This is a genomic window from Novosphingobium taihuense, assembly GCF_007830315.1.
Classification (GTDB): Bacteria; Pseudomonadota; Alphaproteobacteria; order Sphingomonadales; family Sphingomonadaceae; genus Novosphingobium; species Novosphingobium taihuense.
Genome location: NZ_VLKJ01000009.1, coordinates 36,389 through 55,396, shown reverse-complemented (window position 1 = coordinate 55,396; position 19,008 = coordinate 36,389). Strand labels below are relative to the sequence as shown.

17 protein-coding genes are annotated in these 19,008 nt (G+C 62.1%); 10 read left to right on the top strand and 7 right to left on the bottom strand.

Translation table 11 applies throughout. The features are described 5' to 3' along the window. The first annotated feature begins 1 nt into the window (after window position 1). From IQ25_RS16210 to IQ25_RS16200, 3 genes are read left to right on the top strand one after another with little or no spacing between them, the layout of a single operon-like run. Window positions 2-2,299 carry an acyl-CoA dehydrogenase gene (locus tag IQ25_RS16210; protein WP_158637769.1) on the top strand — a complete coding sequence of 766 codons (2,298 nt, stop codon included), beginning with the start codon at window positions 2-4 and terminating at the stop codon, window positions 2,297-2,299. Between the two features lie 25 nt (window positions 2,300-2,324). After that, window positions 2,325-3,737, top strand: a complete 1,413-nt coding sequence (locus tag IQ25_RS16205; RefSeq protein WP_144907320.1) for an MFS transporter — start codon at window positions 2,325-2,327, stop codon at window positions 3,735-3,737. After that, a complete protein-coding gene (locus IQ25_RS16200; protein WP_144907319.1) occupies window positions 3,727-4,896 on the top strand; it encodes an NADH:flavin oxidoreductase in 1,170 nt (389 codons plus the stop codon). Before IQ25_RS16205 ends, IQ25_RS16200 begins: the two co-directional genes overlap by 11 nt. 19 nt (window positions 4,897-4,915) lie before the next feature. Here IQ25_RS16200 and IQ25_RS16195 read toward each other — a convergent pair whose 3' ends face one another. The 4 genes from IQ25_RS16195 to IQ25_RS16180 all read right to left on the bottom strand — a co-directional run bounded on the left by IQ25_RS16195 (window position 4,916) and on the right by IQ25_RS16180 (window position 8,892). Next, a complete protein-coding gene (locus IQ25_RS16195) occupies window positions 4,916-5,473 on the bottom strand; it encodes a nuclear transport factor 2 family protein (protein WP_144907318.1) in 558 nt (185 codons plus the stop codon). A 331-nt stretch (window positions 5,474-5,804) separates the two neighbouring features. Next, window positions 5,805-6,599: an enoyl-CoA hydratase-related protein gene (locus IQ25_RS16190; protein ID WP_158637768.1), complete on the bottom strand. Its 795-nt coding sequence runs from the start codon at window positions 6,597-6,599 to the stop codon at window positions 5,805-5,807. A gap of 23 nt (window positions 6,600-6,622) precedes the next feature. After that, window positions 6,623-7,699: an acyl-CoA dehydrogenase family protein gene (locus tag IQ25_RS16185; protein ID WP_144907316.1), complete on the bottom strand. Its 1,077-nt coding sequence runs from the start codon at window positions 7,697-7,699 to the stop codon at window positions 6,623-6,625. Beyond that, complete coding sequence (locus IQ25_RS16180) at window positions 7,696-8,892, bottom strand: acyl-CoA dehydrogenase family protein (RefSeq protein ID WP_144907315.1); 1,197 nt, start codon at window positions 8,890-8,892, stop codon at window positions 7,696-7,698. Before IQ25_RS16180 ends, IQ25_RS16185 begins: the two co-directional genes overlap by 4 nt. 209 nt (window positions 8,893-9,101) lie before the next feature. Here IQ25_RS16180 and IQ25_RS16175 point away from each other — a divergent pair, with 209 nt between their 5' ends. The 7 genes from IQ25_RS16175 (at window position 9,102) to IQ25_RS16145 (ending at window position 16,680) form a co-directional block, all read left to right on the top strand. After that, a complete protein-coding gene (locus IQ25_RS16175; RefSeq protein ID WP_220094552.1) occupies window positions 9,102-10,325 on the top strand; it encodes a cytochrome P450 in 1,224 nt (407 codons plus the stop codon). A 2-nt stretch (window positions 10,326-10,327) separates the two neighbouring features. Then, window positions 10,328-11,479: a serine hydrolase domain-containing protein gene (locus IQ25_RS16170; protein ID WP_144907313.1), complete on the top strand. Its 1,152-nt coding sequence runs from the start codon at window positions 10,328-10,330 to the stop codon at window positions 11,477-11,479. Further along, window positions 11,476-12,729 (top strand): cytochrome P450, encoded by a 1,254-nt coding sequence (locus IQ25_RS16165; protein WP_144907312.1) that lies wholly within the window; start codon window positions 11,476-11,478, stop codon window positions 12,727-12,729. Before IQ25_RS16170 ends, IQ25_RS16165 begins: the two co-directional genes overlap by 4 nt. Window positions 12,730-12,751: 22 nt before the next feature. Continuing rightward, window positions 12,752-12,916 carry a rubredoxin gene (locus IQ25_RS16160; RefSeq protein ID WP_144907311.1) on the top strand — a complete coding sequence of 55 codons (165 nt, stop codon included), beginning with the start codon at window positions 12,752-12,754 and terminating at the stop codon, window positions 12,914-12,916. A 2-nt stretch (window positions 12,917-12,918) separates the two neighbouring features. Further along, window positions 12,919-14,529 carry a GMC family oxidoreductase gene (locus IQ25_RS16155; protein ID WP_144907310.1) on the top strand — a complete coding sequence of 537 codons (1,611 nt, stop codon included), beginning with the start codon at window positions 12,919-12,921 and terminating at the stop codon, window positions 14,527-14,529. A gap of 306 nt (window positions 14,530-14,835) precedes the next feature. Then, complete coding sequence (locus tag IQ25_RS16150) at window positions 14,836-15,897, top strand: protein kinase family protein (protein WP_144907309.1); 1,062 nt, start codon at window positions 14,836-14,838, stop codon at window positions 15,895-15,897. A gap of 15 nt (window positions 15,898-15,912) precedes the next feature. Continuing rightward, the gene (locus tag IQ25_RS16145; RefSeq protein ID WP_144907308.1) at window positions 15,913-16,680 is read left to right on the top strand and encodes an SDR family oxidoreductase; all 768 of its coding nucleotides are present in this window, start codon (window positions 15,913-15,915) and stop codon (window positions 16,678-16,680) included. Window positions 16,681-16,705: 25 nt separating this feature from the next. Here the strand turns inward: IQ25_RS16145 and IQ25_RS16140 are convergent, their stop codons facing one another. From IQ25_RS16140 to IQ25_RS16130, 3 genes are read right to left on the bottom strand one after another with little or no spacing between them, the layout of a single operon-like run. Beyond that, complete coding sequence (locus IQ25_RS16140; RefSeq protein WP_144907307.1) at window positions 16,706-16,936, bottom strand: biotin/lipoyl-containing protein; 231 nt, start codon at window positions 16,934-16,936, stop codon at window positions 16,706-16,708. Between the two features lie 18 nt (window positions 16,937-16,954). Beyond that, window positions 16,955-17,974 (bottom strand): alpha-ketoacid dehydrogenase subunit beta, encoded by a 1,020-nt coding sequence (locus IQ25_RS16135; RefSeq protein ID WP_144907306.1) that lies wholly within the window; start codon window positions 17,972-17,974, stop codon window positions 16,955-16,957. After that, window positions 17,971-18,954, bottom strand: a complete 984-nt coding sequence (locus tag IQ25_RS16130) for a thiamine pyrophosphate-dependent dehydrogenase E1 component subunit alpha (RefSeq protein ID WP_144907305.1) — start codon at window positions 18,952-18,954, stop codon at window positions 17,971-17,973. The genes IQ25_RS16135 and IQ25_RS16130 overlap by 4 nt, the downstream gene beginning before the upstream one ends. Window positions 18,955-19,008: the final 54 nt, after the last annotated feature.

The window sequence follows — 19,008 nt, the reverse complement described above, 5'->3', positions numbered from 1 at the left end:
CATGGACGAAACGATTGAACTGGGCGTTCTCGCCGAAAGCTTTGCCGAGATGCTGGGCGCGGAATGGCCGCGCGAGAAGGCCATTGCGCACTCATTCGGGACGGATGCGCCCTTCGAAGAGGGGCTTTGGCAGACGATGGCCGATCTTGGCTGGACCGCGCTGACGGTGCCGGAGGCCCATGGCGGGCTTGGCCTTGGCCCAGACGCTGCCCTGCGACTTCACATGGCATTCGGCTCCTCTGTCGCACCGGTGCCTATGCTGGGTACCACGCTGGCCGCTGCGTTGCTGACAAGCGCACCTGATCATCCGCAAGGAGGCGCGCTGCTTGGCGGGCTTGCGGAGGGATCGGTGCGTGCAGCCTTCGCAGCCACGACAAGCGCGCCGCTTGTGGCCGATGGCGAGGCTGCAAGCGGCAAGGTGAACGACCTGCTCGACGCCCCATGCGCGACTCACCTGTTCCTGCGCGCGACCCGTGGTGGAGCCACCGGCTGGCTGGTCGTGCCTGCCAATGCCGCTGGCATTGCCATTGAACGGTTCGCTCTTGTCGATACTTCCCGCTCGATGGGGAATGTCATGCTCGATGGTGTGGCGATCGACGATGCCTCGTTTGTTGCTGCTGACGCCGCTGCCGAAGCCGCGGTAACGCGGGCTGCAATGCTGGCGATCGCTGGCGACGCGCAGGGCGGCGGCGAGGCCGTTCTGGCAGCGACGATAGAGTACATGTTGGGACGCGAACAGTTCGGTGTATCGATCGCCTCGTTTCAGGCGCTCAAGCATCGCGTTGCCGATCACCACACCGCGCTCGCTGCCTCGCGAGAGCTGCTCGAAAAGGCTGCAGCGCTACCCGCCGCCGATCCTGAAGCGCTGCTCTACGCCATTTCGGCCAAGCAGCATGCCACACGGCTGACCGCCGAGGTGGCACGCGACTGCATCCAACTTCACGGTGGGGTCGGCTTTACGGCCGAGTACGTGCCGCACATTTATCTGAAGCGCGCCAAGGTCAACGAGTGCCTGTGGGGCACCCGCTCCGCAACGCTCGACAGCGTGGCCGAACTGCTCGAGTGCATCGGCCTGGAGACCGTGAGTGCGGAGGGCACGCCCCGTGCCTTCGACATTCTTGGCAAAGTCGGCGACGAACCTGCATTCCGTCGGGAGATCCGCGACTGGCTTGCTGCCACGCTTGATCCGGCGTGGCGCGGCAAGTGGCAGTCGGCGCGCGAGAGCGACCTTCGGGCATTGATCATCACGTGGCTGGAGGAGCGGCGCAAGGTCGGTCTGGCCGCGCCGCACTGGCCAAAGGAATGGGGTGGCCCCGGTCTGCCCTTTGCATACCAGATCATGGTATACGAGGAGCTTTGCCGCGCTGACGCTCCCGAACTCGATATGTTCACCATTTCGTTGTTCCACACCCCGGCGACGCTGTTTGAGCACGGTTCGCAAGCGCAAAAGGACAAGTACCTCGACGGAATCGTCAACGGGACCGATATGTGGGTGCAGGGCTTCTCCGAACCCGGCGCAGGTTCGGACCTTGCAAGTCTGCGTACCAGCGCGGTCCGGCAGGGCGACCACTACGTGGTCAACGGCCAGAAGATCTGGTCGTCGGGCGGGATGAACGCCCGTTATTGCCTGCTGCTCGCGCGTACCGACCCGAACGGCAAGCGCAAGCATGACGGCATCTCCTATTTCATCATGGACATGCAGTCCCCTGGCGTCGAGGTCCGCCCCATCCGGCAGATCACGGGCGAAGCCGAGTTCTGCGAAATCTTCATGGACGACGTCAGGATCCCGGTCGAAAACCTGATCGGAGCTGAGGGCAACGGCTGGATGATCGCGCAGTCGACGTTGTCGACCGAGCGCGGTCTTCTGATATTTGGCGCAGTAGAGCGGCTGGCTCGGAGCTTCGCACTCGACGGACGTGACGCCGCCGGAAGCTGGATGCAGGACGCACAGTTCCGTCGCGAGTACGCGCAGTACTGGGCCGAACTCCAGACCATCCGCCTCATGATCCGCAAACTACTGATCGAGCTTGAAGCCAATCCGGACAAGGCCTCCCCGACGCTACCCACTTTCATCAAACTGACCTTCGGTCCGTTCCTGCAGCGCTACAGCGAGTTCCTGCTTCGTGCCGAGGGGATGGAAGCGATGAAGTGGGAGCCGGCGATCCCCGGCACCGGACATTCCAGTCGCCTGCGCTTCCAGGATTTCCTCAAGAGCTACGGCTGGACCATCGCAGGCGGCTCGAACGAGATCATGCGCAATATCGTTGCCGAACGTATCCTGGGCATGCCGCGCGGGTGACGCGAAGGGAGCAAGGGAAAAGCGGATGAACGAGAGCCCTTGCCCTGCGGAAAACGCGCGTTTCGTGGCGATGATCGTACCGTTGATGATGACCGAAGTTGTTGCCACGCTCGGTCTGGTCATGCTCTTCGCAGCGCTGCGCCAGCTCGCTGTCGATCTCGGCTCAGCCGCAGCCGCAGGTTGGCTGGTCACGGCGTTCATCCTTTCCTCCGCAGTCGGCGGCGCACTGCTCGGCCGGGTGGGAGACGTTGTCGGTCGGCGCCGTGTGCTGCTGGCGGTTCTGGCTGCGGCCGTGATCGGCTCGCTGATCGGTTGCTTCACGCGCAGCGCCGGCCCCCTGATGCTCGCGCGCACGCTGCAGGGCCTTGCCGGGGCATCGATGCCGCTGTGCATCGGCCTTGTCCGCGAGCGTGCACCTCCTGCGCTCGTGCCACGCGGCATTGGGTTGATTTCTGCAACTGCCAGCATTTCCGCTGGACTGGGACTACTCGTCGGCGGGGTTATCGTAGACCTGTTCGACTGGCAGGCGGTGTTCACCGTGCTTGCCATTCTCTCGGTGCTCGCACTTCTAGGCGTGTGGCGCCTCGTTGCGGCTGATCCACCCCGCGGCTCCACCCGGATCGAAGATGTTGTGGGTGGGCTGCTGTTCGCGCCCGGAATAGTGGGCCTGCTGCTGGGCATCGAGGAGATCGGGCACAGTGGCATGGCGGACCCGCGCAGCTGGCTGTGGATCGTGGTGTCCCTTGCGCTGTTGGCGATCTGGGTCTGGCGCGAACTGACCGTCGCGCAGCCGCTGATCTCAGTTCGGCTCCTGCTCGTGCCGCAGATCGCTCTTGCCAATCTTGCTTTGGTGTTCGCCGCCCTGGGTGCGTTCCAGTCGGGCCAGATGATGGCGCAGTTCGGTCAGCAGCCGCCCTCAAGCGGAGCCGGCCTCGGCCTCTCAGCCACAGGCGCAGCCATGCTGCTCACGCCGATCAACATAGCAGCCGGCTTCATCTACGCGCGCTTTGCCGGCCTCGTCGCTCGCCATGGGCCGCGCACGATGGCATTGCTTGGTGGCTTGCTGATGGCCGCGAGCTTCACCGGCCTCGTCCTGGTGCACGGCTCGGTCGTCGTGGTCGAGGTCTGGCTGGCAATCCAGATGGTCGGGCTTGGCATGGTCTTCGTTACCGTTCCGGTCGTGGTTGTGTCCGCATGCCCCCCTGAGCGGGTGAGCGAGGCAACCGGAATGATCGTTGTCATCAGATCAACCGCGATGGCGATCGGCGCGCAAGTGGTCGCCACGCTGCTCTCAACGCCCGGCGCTGGAACTCATGCCAGCGAAGGCACCTGGCGCATAGTCTTTGCCTGGGGCGCCATCACCGCCCTTGCAGTCGCGATCGTCGCTTTGCGGCTTCCTTCCCGCCTTCAGATCGAAAAGGCCCCCGATGTCCCTTGAATTCCAGGCAGAGATTGCCCCGCTTTTCGAACCCTTCGCGCTGCGCAGCCTTTCGCTCGCAAATCGCGTTGTCATGGCGCCGATGACGCGCGGGTTCTCGCCAAGTGGAGTGCCGGGAAAGGACGTCGCCGGATATTATGCCCGACGGGCCGATTGCGGGCTGATCATCACCGAAGGTGTCGGCGTCGATCACCCTGCCGCGCTCGGTGGCAGCGGCGTCGATGGTGACAACGCTCCGCACATGTACGGGCGTTGCGCGCTCGAAGGATGGCGCGCCGTCGTTGACACGGTCCACGCGGCAGGTGGCAAAATCATGCCACAACTCTGGCATCAGGGCGTGATGCGCGAGATGGGAACCGGACCGCACCCCGAAGTCGAAACCGTCCGGCCATCAGGTGTCTGGGGTCCGCTGGATCGCACTGCGATGGTGACGCCTGAATATCTTAGCAATGTTGCAGCAAAGCCCGGGCGCGCCATGACCGACGAAGAAGTCGTCGACGTGATCGAAGGTTTCGCCCGCAGCGCACGATATGCAATGGACGTCGGTTTCGACGGTATCGCCATTCATGGCGCTCACGGCTACATGGTCGATGATTTCCTGTGGGATGGTACCAACAGCCGTACCGACCGCTGGGGCGGCGACCACATCGGTCGCGCCGCGTTTGCAGTCGAACTCGTCAAGGCGATCCGGCGCGAAATCGGGCTGGAGCCAGTCATCAACTTCCGCTTCTCGCAATGGAAACAACAAGATGTACGCGCGCGGCTGGCAGAGACACCGGGCCAGCTCGGTGAAATCCTGGGGCCGATAGCTGATGCCGGCGTCGACATCTTCGACGGCAGCCAGCGCTATTTCGACAAGGCTGAGTTCGAAGGGTCGTCCCTCAACCTGGCAGGCTGGGCCAAGAAGTTGACCGGCAAGGCTGCGCAGACGGTAGGCGGCGTCGGCCTGAGTTCGGGCGTGTACGATTCCAAACGCACAGGTGGATCGGACGCAGCGCGCGAGAACATCGCCAATGTAGCCCAGCGGCTTGCGCGCGGTGAGTTCGATCTCGTCGGGGTGGGCCGCGCAATCATGCACGACCCGGCATGGGTCGGCCGCGTACAGAGAGGCGAGGAGTTGCTGCCGTTTGCCGAGGCCTCTCGCTTCGTCCTGACCTGAGGCTTGTGCAAGGTGCGGATCAGGGCAAGGTCGTCACCTGGGCCCGTTCGGCCTCTCGTTCGTTCCAGTAGCTGTTCCAGCTTGCATCGCTTTGAGGCAACTCGCAGGCGAAGTCCTCCTCACGCCCGGGCCACTTGTTGAAGTCGACGCTGCGCGGAGCTTCACGCGCATCGCCCACGAAAAGGAAGCGTGGGCGTCGGCCCAGGAAGAGCCAGCGGCCTTCTATCGCGACATAGCGGTCAAAATAGACCATGAGGTTGACGATCCATTGATCTCCATCCTCATGTTCGGCTCGGCAATAGACCGTGCCCCGTGCGGTCTCGCTGCCAAGGTCTGTTATCACATGGCCGACGACCTGATGGAAACTGCGGTAGAAGCGAGCCAGCACGGGTCCATAGAAGGCGCGCGCGCCTGCGGCACCCGTGCCATGCTCGCCAAAGCGTGTCTGCGGCGCGAACAGTTCGCCCAGCAATTGGATATCGCGGCTGTCCACTGCACGAGCATAGCTGCTGGCAAGTTGCCTGATTGCGAGCTGCGCTTCGACCGCAGCCAACCGCTCCTCAATTGTCCGGATCATCGTTCTCTCCTTTGGCTGACTACCAAATCAGTGCACTTGTTTATATGAAAATCAAGAGATGAGGACGTGGCGATGTCGAGGGATGCTATGGAGGCCGTACGGTGCAAGTCTGCTGGGGTAGCGACCGAGGCACGCAACACCGTACCGACCATCAGCGGTGCGTTGCATATGCTTGATGACGCGGCGAGGCGCATGGAAGCGGGTGAGTGCGGCGTCGGCTGGATGTTGACCAGCAACCCGGACCTTGTGAATCGTCTCCGCGCCTCGGAAGACATCGCAGTTCCGAAGGTTTAGCGAACGGAAGACTGGCTGAGCCTGGCATGACGCACGGTCAGCCCTCGCTTACCGGAGGATCGAACCGACCGGCTATGGGCGCGAAAGCTGGCACACGGCCTTCGCGCCGTGCAGCAACAGCTTCACGAAAATCGTGCCCCTGCAGCATTGTGAGGGCAAGCGTCGCAGCGTGGTCCTGCGCGGTTGCAAAATCGTGCGTGGCCGCCTGAAAGATCTGCTTCTTAATTGCTGCGAAGCTTGCCGGCGCCCCACTTGCGAGGTCCTGCGCGTAGGCCAGCATGGCTGATCCAAAACCTTCGACCGGCAGCACATGCGCGACAAGACCCTTGGCAAGTGCTTCGCCTGCGCCCATCCGTCGCGCCGACAAAAGCAATTCGGCCGCATTGCCCGGCCCCATCGCGTGTGACAGCAGCCAGGCGAGCCCGCCTTCGGCCGGCAGCCCAAGCTTCACAAATGGCGCAACGAATACGGCGTCCTCGGCCGCGATACGGATATCGGCCGCGCAGGCAAGTGCAAGGCCGATGCCAGCGCAAGCGCCCCTGATCGCTGCAACCACTGGTTTTTCAAGCCGCGTGATGCCATCGTAGCGAAGCCCGTTCGAGCCCGAATGGGCTGCATCAGGTCCGGCCGATATCTCGTCCAGGACCTGCAGGTCCGCACCGGCGCAAAAGGCTCGCCCCGCACCGGCCAGCAACACCACGCGAACTTGCGGGTCCACTGCTGCGCGAGTGAACGCGGCCGTCAGACCCTGGCTTAGCGCACGGTTTGAGGCATTGAGGCGGTCCGGCCGGTTGAGCGTGATTTGTGCAACGCCTCCCGCAGCGCTGTACAACACTGCCTCTTGGGCCTGCGTGTTCACCAGCCAGCCAAGTCAGCAGCACGCTGCCTGTGTCGGCTGGGCGTGCCGAGCCATGCCCAATCAAGCATTGCGCGCTTCATGTAGATGTGCGTGTCGTGTTCCCATGTGAAGCCGATGCCGCCGTGCGCCTCGACTGTATCGCGGGTAATCTGGAGATACGTCTCGGCAAGATGCGCCTTGGCCTGCGCAGCGGCGTGGCGAGCCTTGTCGGGCAGCGCATCCCAGGCATGCGCTGCAAACCAGTACAGCCCGCGCGCCGGTTCGGTGGCCAGAGCCATGGCGACGAGCTGATAGCGCAGCCCTTGGAAAGCCGCGATCGGCTGGCCGTACTGCTCGCGGATTTTCGCGTACTCGACCGACATGTTCACGCAATGATCGGCTCCACCAAAGGCGTCGGCAGCGAGCAGCACGGCAGCGGCATCGAACACTCGCGGTGCAGCGACGGTGCCGTTCGCCAGCAGTTCGGCCGATGCATCGGTGAACGTGACGGTATCGAGCGGACGGGTACGGTCGGCAACATCGAGCCGGGCCACGGTAAAGCCCGCGCCTTTCTCGACTACCGCCAATGCGCCAGTGCCCAGCCCGACGACGATAAGATCGGCCTCTTTTGCATTGGGCACCATTGTCTTGGTACCAGTCAGGGTTTCACCCAGAAGCGTCCATTCATCCGGTGCCCAACGGCCCGGGCCCTCGCCGAAGGCGACGGTTGCAATCTTCTCGCCGCTGGCAAGCGCCGGCAACCATCGTTCCTGCTGCTCTTCCGAACCGCCGAGCGAGATCGCCAGCGCAGCGAGCGCGTGGCCGAGAAACGGCACTGGCGCTGCTGCGCGGCCGAGCGCCTCGGAAACGATCGCGAGGTCGATCAGCTCGAGCCCAAGCCCGCCGTGCGCCTCAGGCACCATGATCGCCGGCACACCCAGTTCGGACAGCGCAGACCAGAGCGCTGCATCGAACGCTGCCTCGCCGGGGGTGTCGAACACCTGATGAACGTGCAGTGCATCACACCTGTCGCGCAAGAGTCCGCTGACGCTGTCGACGAGTGCGTGCTGTTCGGGAGAAAGAAGAAAATTCATGCTGCGGCTCCCTGGCTATTGGCAGCGCGTTCGCTCGTCCGCTCGCGTGGCAGGCCAAGCACCCTTTCGGCGATGATGTTGCGCTGGATGTTGCTGGTTCCCCCGGCAATCGACATCGACAGCGAAATCATGAAGCGTTCGATCCACTTGAGGCGCGCGCCGCCCATGTCGGCAAAGTCGTCCTCCACAGCGTCGCGGGCCAGCTTGGCCATGCGACCAGCAAGGTCGGTCATATAGAGCTTGCGCATGGTCGAGAAAGTATCACCAGGCTGGTTGTGTATGTCGAGCGAGGTCGAGCGGTAGGTCGAGTAGACGAGGCTCATCAACTCCCCCTCGATCGCGGCGAGTTCCTCGCGGATGCGCAGGTCCTTTATTGCCGGTTGCCCGTCGCGTTCGACCTCCTTCAGCAACTTGACGAGATCGCGAAACATTGAAAGCGGCCAGGTCATCGCAGAGATGCCGGAACGTTCGTGCTTGAGCGTCGATCGGGTGACGTTCCAGCCCTTCCCGCGTTCACCCACGAGCATGTCGACCGGTGTCTCGGCATTGTCGAAGAAGACTTCGTTGAACTCCTTCTGCCGGGTCATCTGGACGAGCGGTCGAATGGTGACGCCTGGCTGGCGCAAGTCGATCAGGAGGTAAGAGATGCCTGCGTGCTTCGGAGCGCCAGGCTCAGTGCGCACAAGACAGAAGATGTGAGTCGACTTGTGCGCGTGACTTGTCCAGATCTTGCTGCCGTTGATGATCCATTTGGTTCCGTCTGGCGAGAGCTCGGCACGTGTGCGGAGCGAAGCAAGGTCCGACCCTGCGCCGGGTTCGGAAAAGCCCTGGCACCATACGATGTCGCCAGTCAGCGTGGGCGAAATGAACCGCTGCTTCTGTTCTTCGGTGCCCCATTCGAGCAACGTCGGCACGACAAGCCCATTGCCTGGAATCCGGCCCGAAGGGGCTCGGGCACGAGTCAGTTCTTCACGAATGATCTCGGCGCGCGCAATGTCGTACGGTTGCTCCGATCCGCCGTAAGCGCGAGGGATCGAGCGGTGCATGTAGCCCTGCTCAATGGCGGCAACAATGAAGGCACGTTCATTTGCATGGCTTTTGAGATCGCCGTCTTCGGGCGGCCAATGAGACGCGATGAAGGCGCGCACCTCGGCGCGGAAGGCGTCATATTCGGGCCCAAAACCGAGGTCCACACCTAATCCTCTCTACGATTATCGATACCTCCGGTTCACCAGACGGGACGTTGCCCGTCAAGCCAAAATCAGATAACCACGTTATTGGATTATTAGGTTTGACGATTGCCATTCCTGACACATTGACATTTTTTGTCGTTATGTCAGAAAGGCGCCAGATCTGAGATTCGATGGCGCCAATAACGGTCGCCACAAATGGGAGATTGGCAGTGACATCGGATACTCTGGCAGCAATTCCAGACAATGTGCCGCCTGAACTGGTGGTCGACTTCGATTTTTTCAGTCTGGTCGACGCGATTGAGCGTGGTGAGGCAGAGGATATCCAGAGCGCGTGGGCCGTGCTTCACAAGGGTCCGGATATCGTGTGGACTCCCCGCTACGGTGGCTATTGGATCGCAACCCGCGCGGCAGACATTGATGTGATCCAGATCGATCACGAGCACTTCAGTCACAACGAATTCGACATTCCGCTCGTTCCTGGAAGGGTGAAGTCGATCCCGCTCTCGCTCGATCCGCCCGAGCATACCCCGTACCGCAAGCTTCTGATGACGGCCTTCACACCTCAGAAGGTTCGCGCTTTCTCCCAGATCGCTCGCGACACTGCTCAGGCGCTGGTCGCGAAGCTCAAGCCCCGCGGTGAGTGCGAATTCATCGACGAGTTTGCCAAAGTGCTGCCGATCCAGGTGTTCCTCTCGATGATGGACCTCCCCTTAGAGGATCGCGAGTGGCTGCTGCCGCGAGTAGAGATCGCAGTGCGCAGTGCCGATATCGAGGCCAAGACGAAGAATCAGGGCGAGTTGGTCGGCTACCTGATGCAACACATTGCCGCACGGCAGGAAAAGCCGGGCGAGGACCTGCTCTCCATGATCGTCCACGGCGAAGTCGAGGGCCGGGCGCTCAACCCTATGGAGATCATGGCGATGAGCATGCTGGTCCTCGTCGGCGGGCTGGACACGGTCGCCTCGCAGCTAGGGTTCGTGGCGCACTATCTGGCCCGACACCCCGAGCAGCGGCGCGAACTGATCGACAATCCCAAGCTGATCCCGGTCGCCTGCGAGGAATTCCTCCGCCGCTTCGGCCTGCCCAACACCGCACGCGAAATTACGATGGACTTCGAGTACAAGGGGCTGAAGTTCAAGAAGGGCGACATGATCCAAGCTCCCAAATGCCTCTACGGGCTGGACGACAGGGTCAATGAGCGGCCGTTCGAGGTTGATTTCCATCGAAAGCCTTCAAGCATCAAGCATGCCGCGTTCGGAGCCGGCCCACACATCTGTCCAGGCAATGTGCTCGCTCGGCGTGAGCTGATCGTATTCCTTGAGGAATGGCTGCCTGCGATCCCCGACTTTACAATCGATCCCGAGCGCCCGCCGGTGTTCGCGGCAGGTAGCGTGAACGGCGTGGACAAACTTTATCTCAAGTGGCGCACCTGATTATGACGGCCTCTACAAAGATCGACGACAGCGCGATCCGCGCTGCCATTCGGCAGGCAATAGACGCGGGGCTCGAGGAAGCAGTCCATGTCGTGGCTTACCATGAAGGACGGCAGGTCCTGAACGTGTGGGATGGCTTGGCCGATCCTGTCCGCAACAAGGCTGCGAGCGAAGATACGCTCTACAACGTCTACTCGGTAACGAAGGCCGTCGCTGCCACGGCGCTTCATATCCAGGCCGAAAAGGGCCTGATCGACTACGACGCGCCGATTGCAGCTTACTGGCCTGAATTTGCGCAAAACGGCAAGGCCGCTGCGACCGTGCGCCATGCCCTCACGCACCGTGCCGGAGTGCCGCTGATGCCCGAAGGCGTCACTCCCGAATTGATGTGCGACACCGGCTGGATGACCTCGCAGATCGCTGCGATGGAGCCGCTCGCCCCGCCGGGAGAAAAGACGCTCTACCAGTCGATGACCTTCGGCTGGATCATCGGCGAGATCGTGCGCCGTTCCGATCCCTCCGGCCGCGATCTTGGAACCTTCGTGCAGGACGAGATCGCAAAGCCGCTGGGCCTCACAGATCTCTGGATCGGCATGCCCGATGCTGTCGCGGACCGTGTCGCGGTGATGTCCAACCGTAATGAGAATGATCCTCCCCCGCCCGCTGCCACGCTGTATGCGAAATCGATGCCGTACGCGGTCGATCTCGTACCGCGGGTCTTCGGCCGTCCAGATGTGCAGCGCGCCTGCATTGCCGGGGTGGGCGGCATCTTCAATGCACGCGACGAGGCGCGCTTCTGGGCAATGCTTGCCGAGGGCGGCGCGCTCGACGGGGTTCGGCTGCTATCCGAGGAGCGCGTGCGCACCTTCACCGCGATGCGCGAGAACGGCGACGAGCCCGATCCTGTCATGTTTGGCATCCCCATCCCGCTGAGCACTGGCGGCTACTGGCTGGGTGGCCATCGTGTACCGGGCCCGAAGGTACTTTGGCACCCGGGCGCGGGTGGCTCGCTCGGCTGGGCCGATACCGAACAGCGGCTCGCAGTAGCTGTCTGCCACAACCGCATGTTCAACGCCCAGCGACCGGAAGACGACCCGATCCTGCCTATTACCCGAGCGGTTGTTGCCGCCCTGGACCTGGAGTGGAAAGCATGACCGTGATGCCCAAGCTGGAAGACCTCGTCGATCAGTCGTTCGATCCGTTTGTTGTCGAAAAACTGTCTACCGGCGATTGTCCCGATCCCTACCCTCGCATCCACGAACTGGCTGCACGTAGCCCGGTGATCGAAGGCAGCTACCGCATGCAGTTCACCGACGTTCCCGATGCGCAGATGGGACACCTGCCGCAGGTCATGGTTCTTGGCTACGACGCAGTGCTCCACGTGCTGACCAATCCCGAGATCTTCCGCAACAAGGAGGCTTTCGCCCCGAACCTCGGCAAATCGTTCGGCAACACCGTGACGGTGATGGACGCGCCCGAGCACACCCGCTTTCGCAAGATTTTCCAGAAGGCGTTCCTGCCGCAGGTCGTGGCGAAATGGGGCGAGAGCGTGGTTGATCCGGTGGTTAGCCGGCTCATGGAAAACTTCATCCACCGAGGCGAAGCAGACCTCATCGAGGAGTTCACCCACCACTACCCGTTCCAGGTTATCTACGCGCAGGTCGAACTCGATCCCGCGCAGGGCCCAACGTTTCACAAGCTCGCAATCGCGCAGTTGCTCTCGTCGATCGGATTGCCGCAAGGCCCCGAGGCGAGTGGCAAACTAGGCGCGTTCTTCACGGAGCTCCTGCGCCAGAAGCGCGCTAACCCGGGGCCCGACCTCATCAGTCACCTCGCCAACGTGGAGGCCGATGGCGAGAAGCTGCCCGACGACGTACTCGTATCATTCCTTCGCCAGCTGATGAATGCCGGCGGCGACACAACCTATCGCGGTACAAGCGTGCTGCTCACCGCGCTGCTGACTCATCCCGACCAGCTTGCCGCAGTCATCGCGGACCGCAGCCTCATCCCTGCCGCGATCGAAGAGGCATTGCGCTGGGAAGGCCCGGTCAGTTCCACATTCCGCTACTGCTCGGTGGATACCGAAATCATGGGGCATCCGATCAAGGCGGGTACCTACATCAATACCGTGCTTGCGTCGGCCAACCGCGATCCGGAGAAGTTTCCCGAACCCGACAAGTTCGATATCTTCCGCAAGAACACGGTGCGCAACCTTGCCTTCGCCAGCGGCCCGCACCTGTGCATCGGCCAGCACCTTGCTCGTGTGGAAATGACCCGAGCCCTGAACGCGATCCTCGACCGGATGCCGAACCTGAGGCTCGATCCCGACAAGCCGGCGCCTGCCATAATCGGCCACTTGCTCCGCGTTCCAGAGCATCTTTGGGTGAAGTTCGACGCAAGCTGAAAGCGGATAGCGGAGGGGATCAATGAAAGCCTGGATGTGCATGAACTGCGGTTGGGTCTACGATCAGGCGACCGGCGACCCGATGAGCGGAATAGCCCCCGGCACAGCCTGGGAAGATGTACCCGACGACTGGAAATGTCCGGACTGCGGCGCCGAGAAGGCTGATTTCGACATGGAGGAGATTTGAACTTGGCCGAAGCACAAGCGGCGTTCGACTACGTCATTGTGGGCGCCGGATCGGCTGGTTGCGTGCTGGCCGAGCGGTTATCGGCGGACCCCGCCAATCGCGTACTCCTGCTTGAGGAGGGCGGTGATCACTCCGATATGCTCGTTACCATGCCCAAAGGCTTCGGCAAGCTTCTCACGATGCCCGATCGCGCGCACTACTATGCAACCACCAATCAGCGCGAAGGGGGCGGAGGCCCGGAAATCTGGGTTCGCGGCAAGATGCTGGGCGGATCGAGCGCGGTAAATGGCATGGTTTGGAACCGTGGCCAGCAGGAGGACTACGACCGGCTGGCTGAACTTGCAGGGCCACATTGGTCTTGGGATGCGATGCTGCCACACCTGCGTGGGCTCGAGGATCACGCGATGGGCGCAAGCGCCACACGCGGTACGGGCGGCCCGGTAGCAGTGAAAACACACCCGGCGCCCACGCCTCTTGCCAAGGCATGGATATCGGCAGGTACGGAACTTGGGCTTCCAGCAAAGGAGGACCATAGTGGACCTGCTCAGGAAGGCGTCGGCCCACTGCAATGGAACATCGACGCGCGTGGACGCCGCGTCAGCAGTGCGCGCGCTTTTCTCGACCGCGCACGCCGTCGGCCCAACCTGCACGTCGCGACGGGCGTTCGCATTGATCGGGTGACGCTTGACCGTGGGCGCGCCACTGGGGTCGAAGGGCGCCGTGGCGGCGAAGCGGTGCGTTTTGTAGCGCGCGGCGAAGTGATCCTCGCCGCCGGTGCATTGATGTCGCCGCGCATACTCCAACTCTCGGGGATCGGACCTGCTGAAGCTCTGCGCGCAGCTGGCATACCGGTCATCCTCGATAGCCCGAGCGTCGGGCGCCACATGCGCGAGCACATTCTCCTTTCGCTCAATTTCCGTTTGCGGCACTGGCGCGACAGTTCGAACCGCGAATTCTCCGGAGCCAGGCTCCTCGGAAATGTTGCGCGGCACGTCTTGCTTGGTAGCGGGACGCTTTCCTACGGATCGTCCGAGGCGGCGGCATTCGCGCGCGTGCTGCCCGAATCCACGCGGCCCGACACGCAGATCATGTTCCAGCCCTATTCGACCGAGCGCAGCACGGGCGGCTTCAAGTTCGAGGATGCGCCAGGCATGAGCCTCTATTCATTCCGGCTGCGCCCTGAGAGCGAAGGTTCGATAACCGTCACCTCACCTGACCCCGACGGCCCCGCCACAATCGATCCGAATTACCTCTCCGCCGAAAGCGATCGCCGCGCGGTTATCGGTGCTGTCAGGTTCCTTCGCAAGATTATGGCGCAGCCCGCTTTGGAGCCCTTTGTAGTGGGCGAAACCGAAGCGACCGCAAGCATGCGGAGCGATGACGAGATCCTGGATGCCTATCGCCTTTGGGGCGCTTCGGGCCTGCACGCGACCGCGACCGTACGCATGGGACGTGATAACTCCTCTCCCCTCGACGGTGAATTACGTCTGCGCGGTATCGAAGCGCTGCGCGTGGTCGACTGTTCGGTCTTTCCCGAGATGATCGCCGGCAACACAAACGCGCCAACGATGGCGCTTGCCTCGCGCGCAGCGGAACTAATCCTGGCCCGCTAGTTAGGCCCGCGCTGGCGAACGCCCGGCAGCGCATGGCTTACCCAGTGGCCCGCGATCAATTGTACCGGACTAGCATCGCAATGGCTTAAGGGTGCAACATCGGTGACGCCGGCTTGTTGCAGTGCATCTTCATCACGACGTGACTGGCCCTCGGCATGCGGAGATGAGCCGCCGCAGTGTTCGTGGAAGATGCAACTCGATGGCGAAACATGCTGCAATCGTCAGTGCAACGTGATCCACATTATCATATAATTCAATTATCTGATAATGTGATACTGTGCGGACCGAGTTGGAGGGGTAGTGAGAATGGCGGACCCGCTACGCGTGCCCGATCAGGCGAGCGACATCTCGCCACGATGGCTGACCAGCGCGCTCGCCGAAAACCAGCCTGGCATACAGGTGCACTCAGTCGAGATCGTCGACGTGGTGAAAGGTGCCTGTACCAAGCTGAGGCTGGCATTGCGCACAAATCGCAGTGATTTTCCGGCTACTGTCCTGATGAAGGCCGGGTTCGAGCCGCACAGTCCGCAGATGCGCGGGATGCATGTCAACGAAGTCCACGCTTATCGCGATCTGCTTCCCACCGTTGAAATAGAGTCGCCGCGTTGCTTCGCCGCACTCGCCGACGATACCGGACGGGCACTCGTCATCCTTGAGGACTTGTGCTTGCGCAATGTCCGTTTCCTCGAACCGCAGAAACCGATCGATTTCAACCTCGCGGCGCGATTTCTTGACGGCTTGGCCACGCTTCATGCGCGCTGGTGGAACTCACCACGTTTGCGGGACGGCAGTTTCGCCTGGGTGCCCGATGCAAGCGAAGCGTCTCTTGCCCACTACTTCGAACTGCTGCTCACGCCCGAACACTTTCAGACTTTTGCCACTGCGCCTAGAGGCGCCGCAATGCCACGGGCAATCCTTGACCCGGTGCGGATCAGGGCAGCGCACGCCGCAATGCGCATCGCCCAGGCGAAACACGAGGCACTTGTCATCAACCATGGCGACATGCACCTCGGCAACCTTTACGTCGACGCACAAGGCAATCCCGGCTTTCTCGACGCCCAGCCTCGGCTTGGCTCGTGGTCAATAGACGTCAGCTATTTCCTGATCGCGGGGCTTGATCTGGAGGACCGTCGGCGGTGGCAGGCAGCCTTGCTTCAACATTACCTCGAAGCCCTTGCCGTTCGGGGCGTTGCTGCGCCTTCGTTCGACGATGCGTGGTCGGCTTATCGCCGCAGCGTCATCTGGGGATTGCTGATCTGGCTGCTAAACGGCTCGAATTTCCAGACTGAAGCAAACAACACTGCGGCCGCCTCGCGCTTTGCAATGGCGATGATCGATCTCGACACGTTCGGAATTCTCGGCGTGTAAGGCAAGGAACGACAAGTGAAGCGAACCATTCTTGTGACCGGATCGGCTGGTGGGATCGGCGGAGCGGCAGCGGCGCAGCTTCGCGCAGACGGGCTGCACGTCGTGGGACTTGATCTGCGCGAAGCCGAGGTCACTGCCAACCTTGCAGATCCTGCCGAACGCGATGGTCTGGTAGATCGTATACTGGTTGCAAGCGGAGGGAGCCTGGACGCAGTCATCGCGTGTGCCGGGGTCGCCAGCGCAGACACCAGCGCGATGGTAGCAGTCAACTATTTCGGCACGGTAGCCTTGCTCGACGCCCTCAGACCCATCCTTGCCCGCTCGAACGCACCGCGTGCGGTCGTTGTCACATCATCGGCCACGATCCTGCCGATCAGTCCGCCGCTGGTTGCGGCCTGCCTGGCGGGCGACGAAACGCAGGCTCGAGAGCTGGCCTCCATGGAGCCCGGTCTCGTCTACGCGTCAACCAAGCGTGCACTGAGCCGCTGGGTACGCCGCACATCGGCCCACCACGAGTGGGCCGATGCGGGCGTGTTGCTCAACGGCGTCGCACCAGGCACGGTGCGCACCGCGATGACTGCACCGTTGCTGTCCTCTGCAGAAGGTCGCTCGCTTTTGGCCGAGGCTACGCCGATTGCGACTGCAGACTACGCGAGTCCTGAGGATATTGCACCGCTGCTGGCATTCCTTGCCAGCCCGCAGTGTCGTTACCTCGTCGGTCAGGTTCTGTTCGCGGATGGCGGCAAGGACGTGATCCGGCGTGGTGACGACATCTGGAGTTGAGCCCAGACTTCCGTCGGGCGAGAGGTTATTCGATTGTCCCCAGGATTGCGCCGACTTCATACGTCTCGCCAACCTGCGCAACGATACGGATCGTGCCGCTCGCTGGAGATTCGACCTCGTTGGTCGATTTGTCACTCTCCAGCGCATAAATCGGCTGGCCTTCGGTGACCTGATCCCCATCGGCGACCATCCATTCGGCCAGAACACCCTCATTCATCGAAAAGCCGATCTTGGGCAAAAGAATTTCGGTAGACATAGCTTCCTTCCGATAGTGTCAGCGTAGAAGATCGCGAATTGCGGATGCCAGCACGTCTGCGTCCGGTGCATAGGCATTCTCGAGCGGCTTTGAATACGGAACCGCACTAAAGGCACCGCCAACCCGCTTCACCGGTTTCTTGAGCTGGCCAAACAGTTCCTCGTTAATCACGGCCGCAATTTCAGCTCCGACGCCGTGTTGCTTGACCGCTTCGTGCGCCACCAGCACACGGCCGGTCTTTCGCGCCGAGGCGAGAACTGTTTCGCGATCCCACGGAGCGATCGTGCGAAGATCCACCACTTCGACCGAGATTCCTTCGCCCGCCAAGGCATCGGCAGCGGCACGGGCGTTTACGGCCATGCGGGCATAGGTAACCACGGTCACGTCCGTACCTTCGCGTTGGATTGCAGCTTTGCCAAGCGGTACACGGTGGCCGGCATCGGGCAATTCGAAGCTCATCGGTGCGAAATATGTCGGCAGATTCTCGATCAGGATGACCGGGTCAGGATCTTCGTATGCGGCGCGCAAAAGGCCATACGCATCCTCCGGAGTCGAAGCGGCGCAGACCTTGATTCCGGGCGTGTGCGCGAACCATGCCTCGAGATAGTCGCAGTGCTGTCCGCCCGAGCCAAAGCCAAGCCCGGTCATCGTACGGATCACGATCGGCACACTGGTCTGCCCGCCAGACATGAAACGCAACTTCGCCGCGTGGTTGACGATCATGTCCATCGCCACGGTGGTGAAGTTCATCAGCATGATCTCGGCAATCGGCCGGTACCCGGCAAGGCTCGCCCCGATGGCCGCTCCCATGATTGCCTGCTCTGAAATCGGCGTCGAGCGGACGCGCTCGTCGCCGAACTTCGTCGACAGTCCCTTTGTGATCTTGGCGATGCCCCCACCCTCTGGATCAGCAAGGTCCTCGCCCAGAGTGATTGCCTTTGGGTCCTCGGAAAAGATGTCCTGGTAGGCCTTTGCGAGAGCGGCCAGGATCGTGACGGTAGGCTTCTTGGCCACTGGGGCGGTTGCAGTCGCGCTCATGCCGCGATCTCCTTCTCGAACACGTCGAAGCGCAGGTCGTCCGGCTCGGGCCATGGTGATTCGAGCGCGAACGCGACCGCATCGTCGATCTGCGCCTCGATTTCGGCCTCAAACGAGGCGAGCTCATCCTCGGTGGCGATCCGGTCGGCAATCAAGCGTGCGCGCAGTGCCGGAACCGGATCCGCAGCCATCGCGGCCGACTTCTGTTCCTTTGGCATATAGGAATCGTCATCTCCGAAGGTGTGCCCGAAGAAGCGGAAAGTCATGCATTCGAGCAAGGTCGGCCCCTCGCCCGCGCGCGCGCGCGCCACCGCCTCGCTGAAAGCCAGGTACATTTCTGCAGGATCGTTGCCGTTCACCCGCACGCCCGGCATCGCATAGCCGGCAGCCCGGCCGGCAATGTTGCCGCCCGCGGTCATCTTCTCGAACGTCGTGTGCTCGGCGAAAAGGTTGTTCTGGCAGACGAAGATGGTCGGCAGCTTCCACACCGAGGCGAGGTTCATGGCTTCATGGATCGCGCCGATGTTCGATGCGCCGTCACCAAAAGTGCAGATCGAGACACGGTCTGACTGGTCGAGCCTTGCCGCCCAGGCCAGGCCGTTGGCGATCGGGGCGGATGATCCGACGATGCCGGTCGTGACCATGATTCCGCGCGGTGGATAGGTCAGGTGCATGGGGCCACCCTTGCCCTTGCACGATCCCGTCCTGCGCCCGGCCAGTTCCGCCCAGAGTTCGCGCAGCGGAAAGCCCTTGCCGATCATGTCATGAATGCCGCGATAGATCGTGCAGAGAGTGTCATCGTCACGCAGGATCTCGCCCATCACCGACGGAATGATCTCCTGCCCGCGATAGGAGTAGTAGACCATAGCAATCTGGCCCGACAGGATCACCTTGCGCGCGCGCTCGTCGTTCGCCTTGATGAGCGCTGCGCGCTTGTAGATCGACAGCAGTGTCGCGTTGTCGATGGCGTTAGATGGCATCGGCTCTCTCCCTCGCCGGTTGCAAATACAGATAAATTCGCTAGACGATAAATA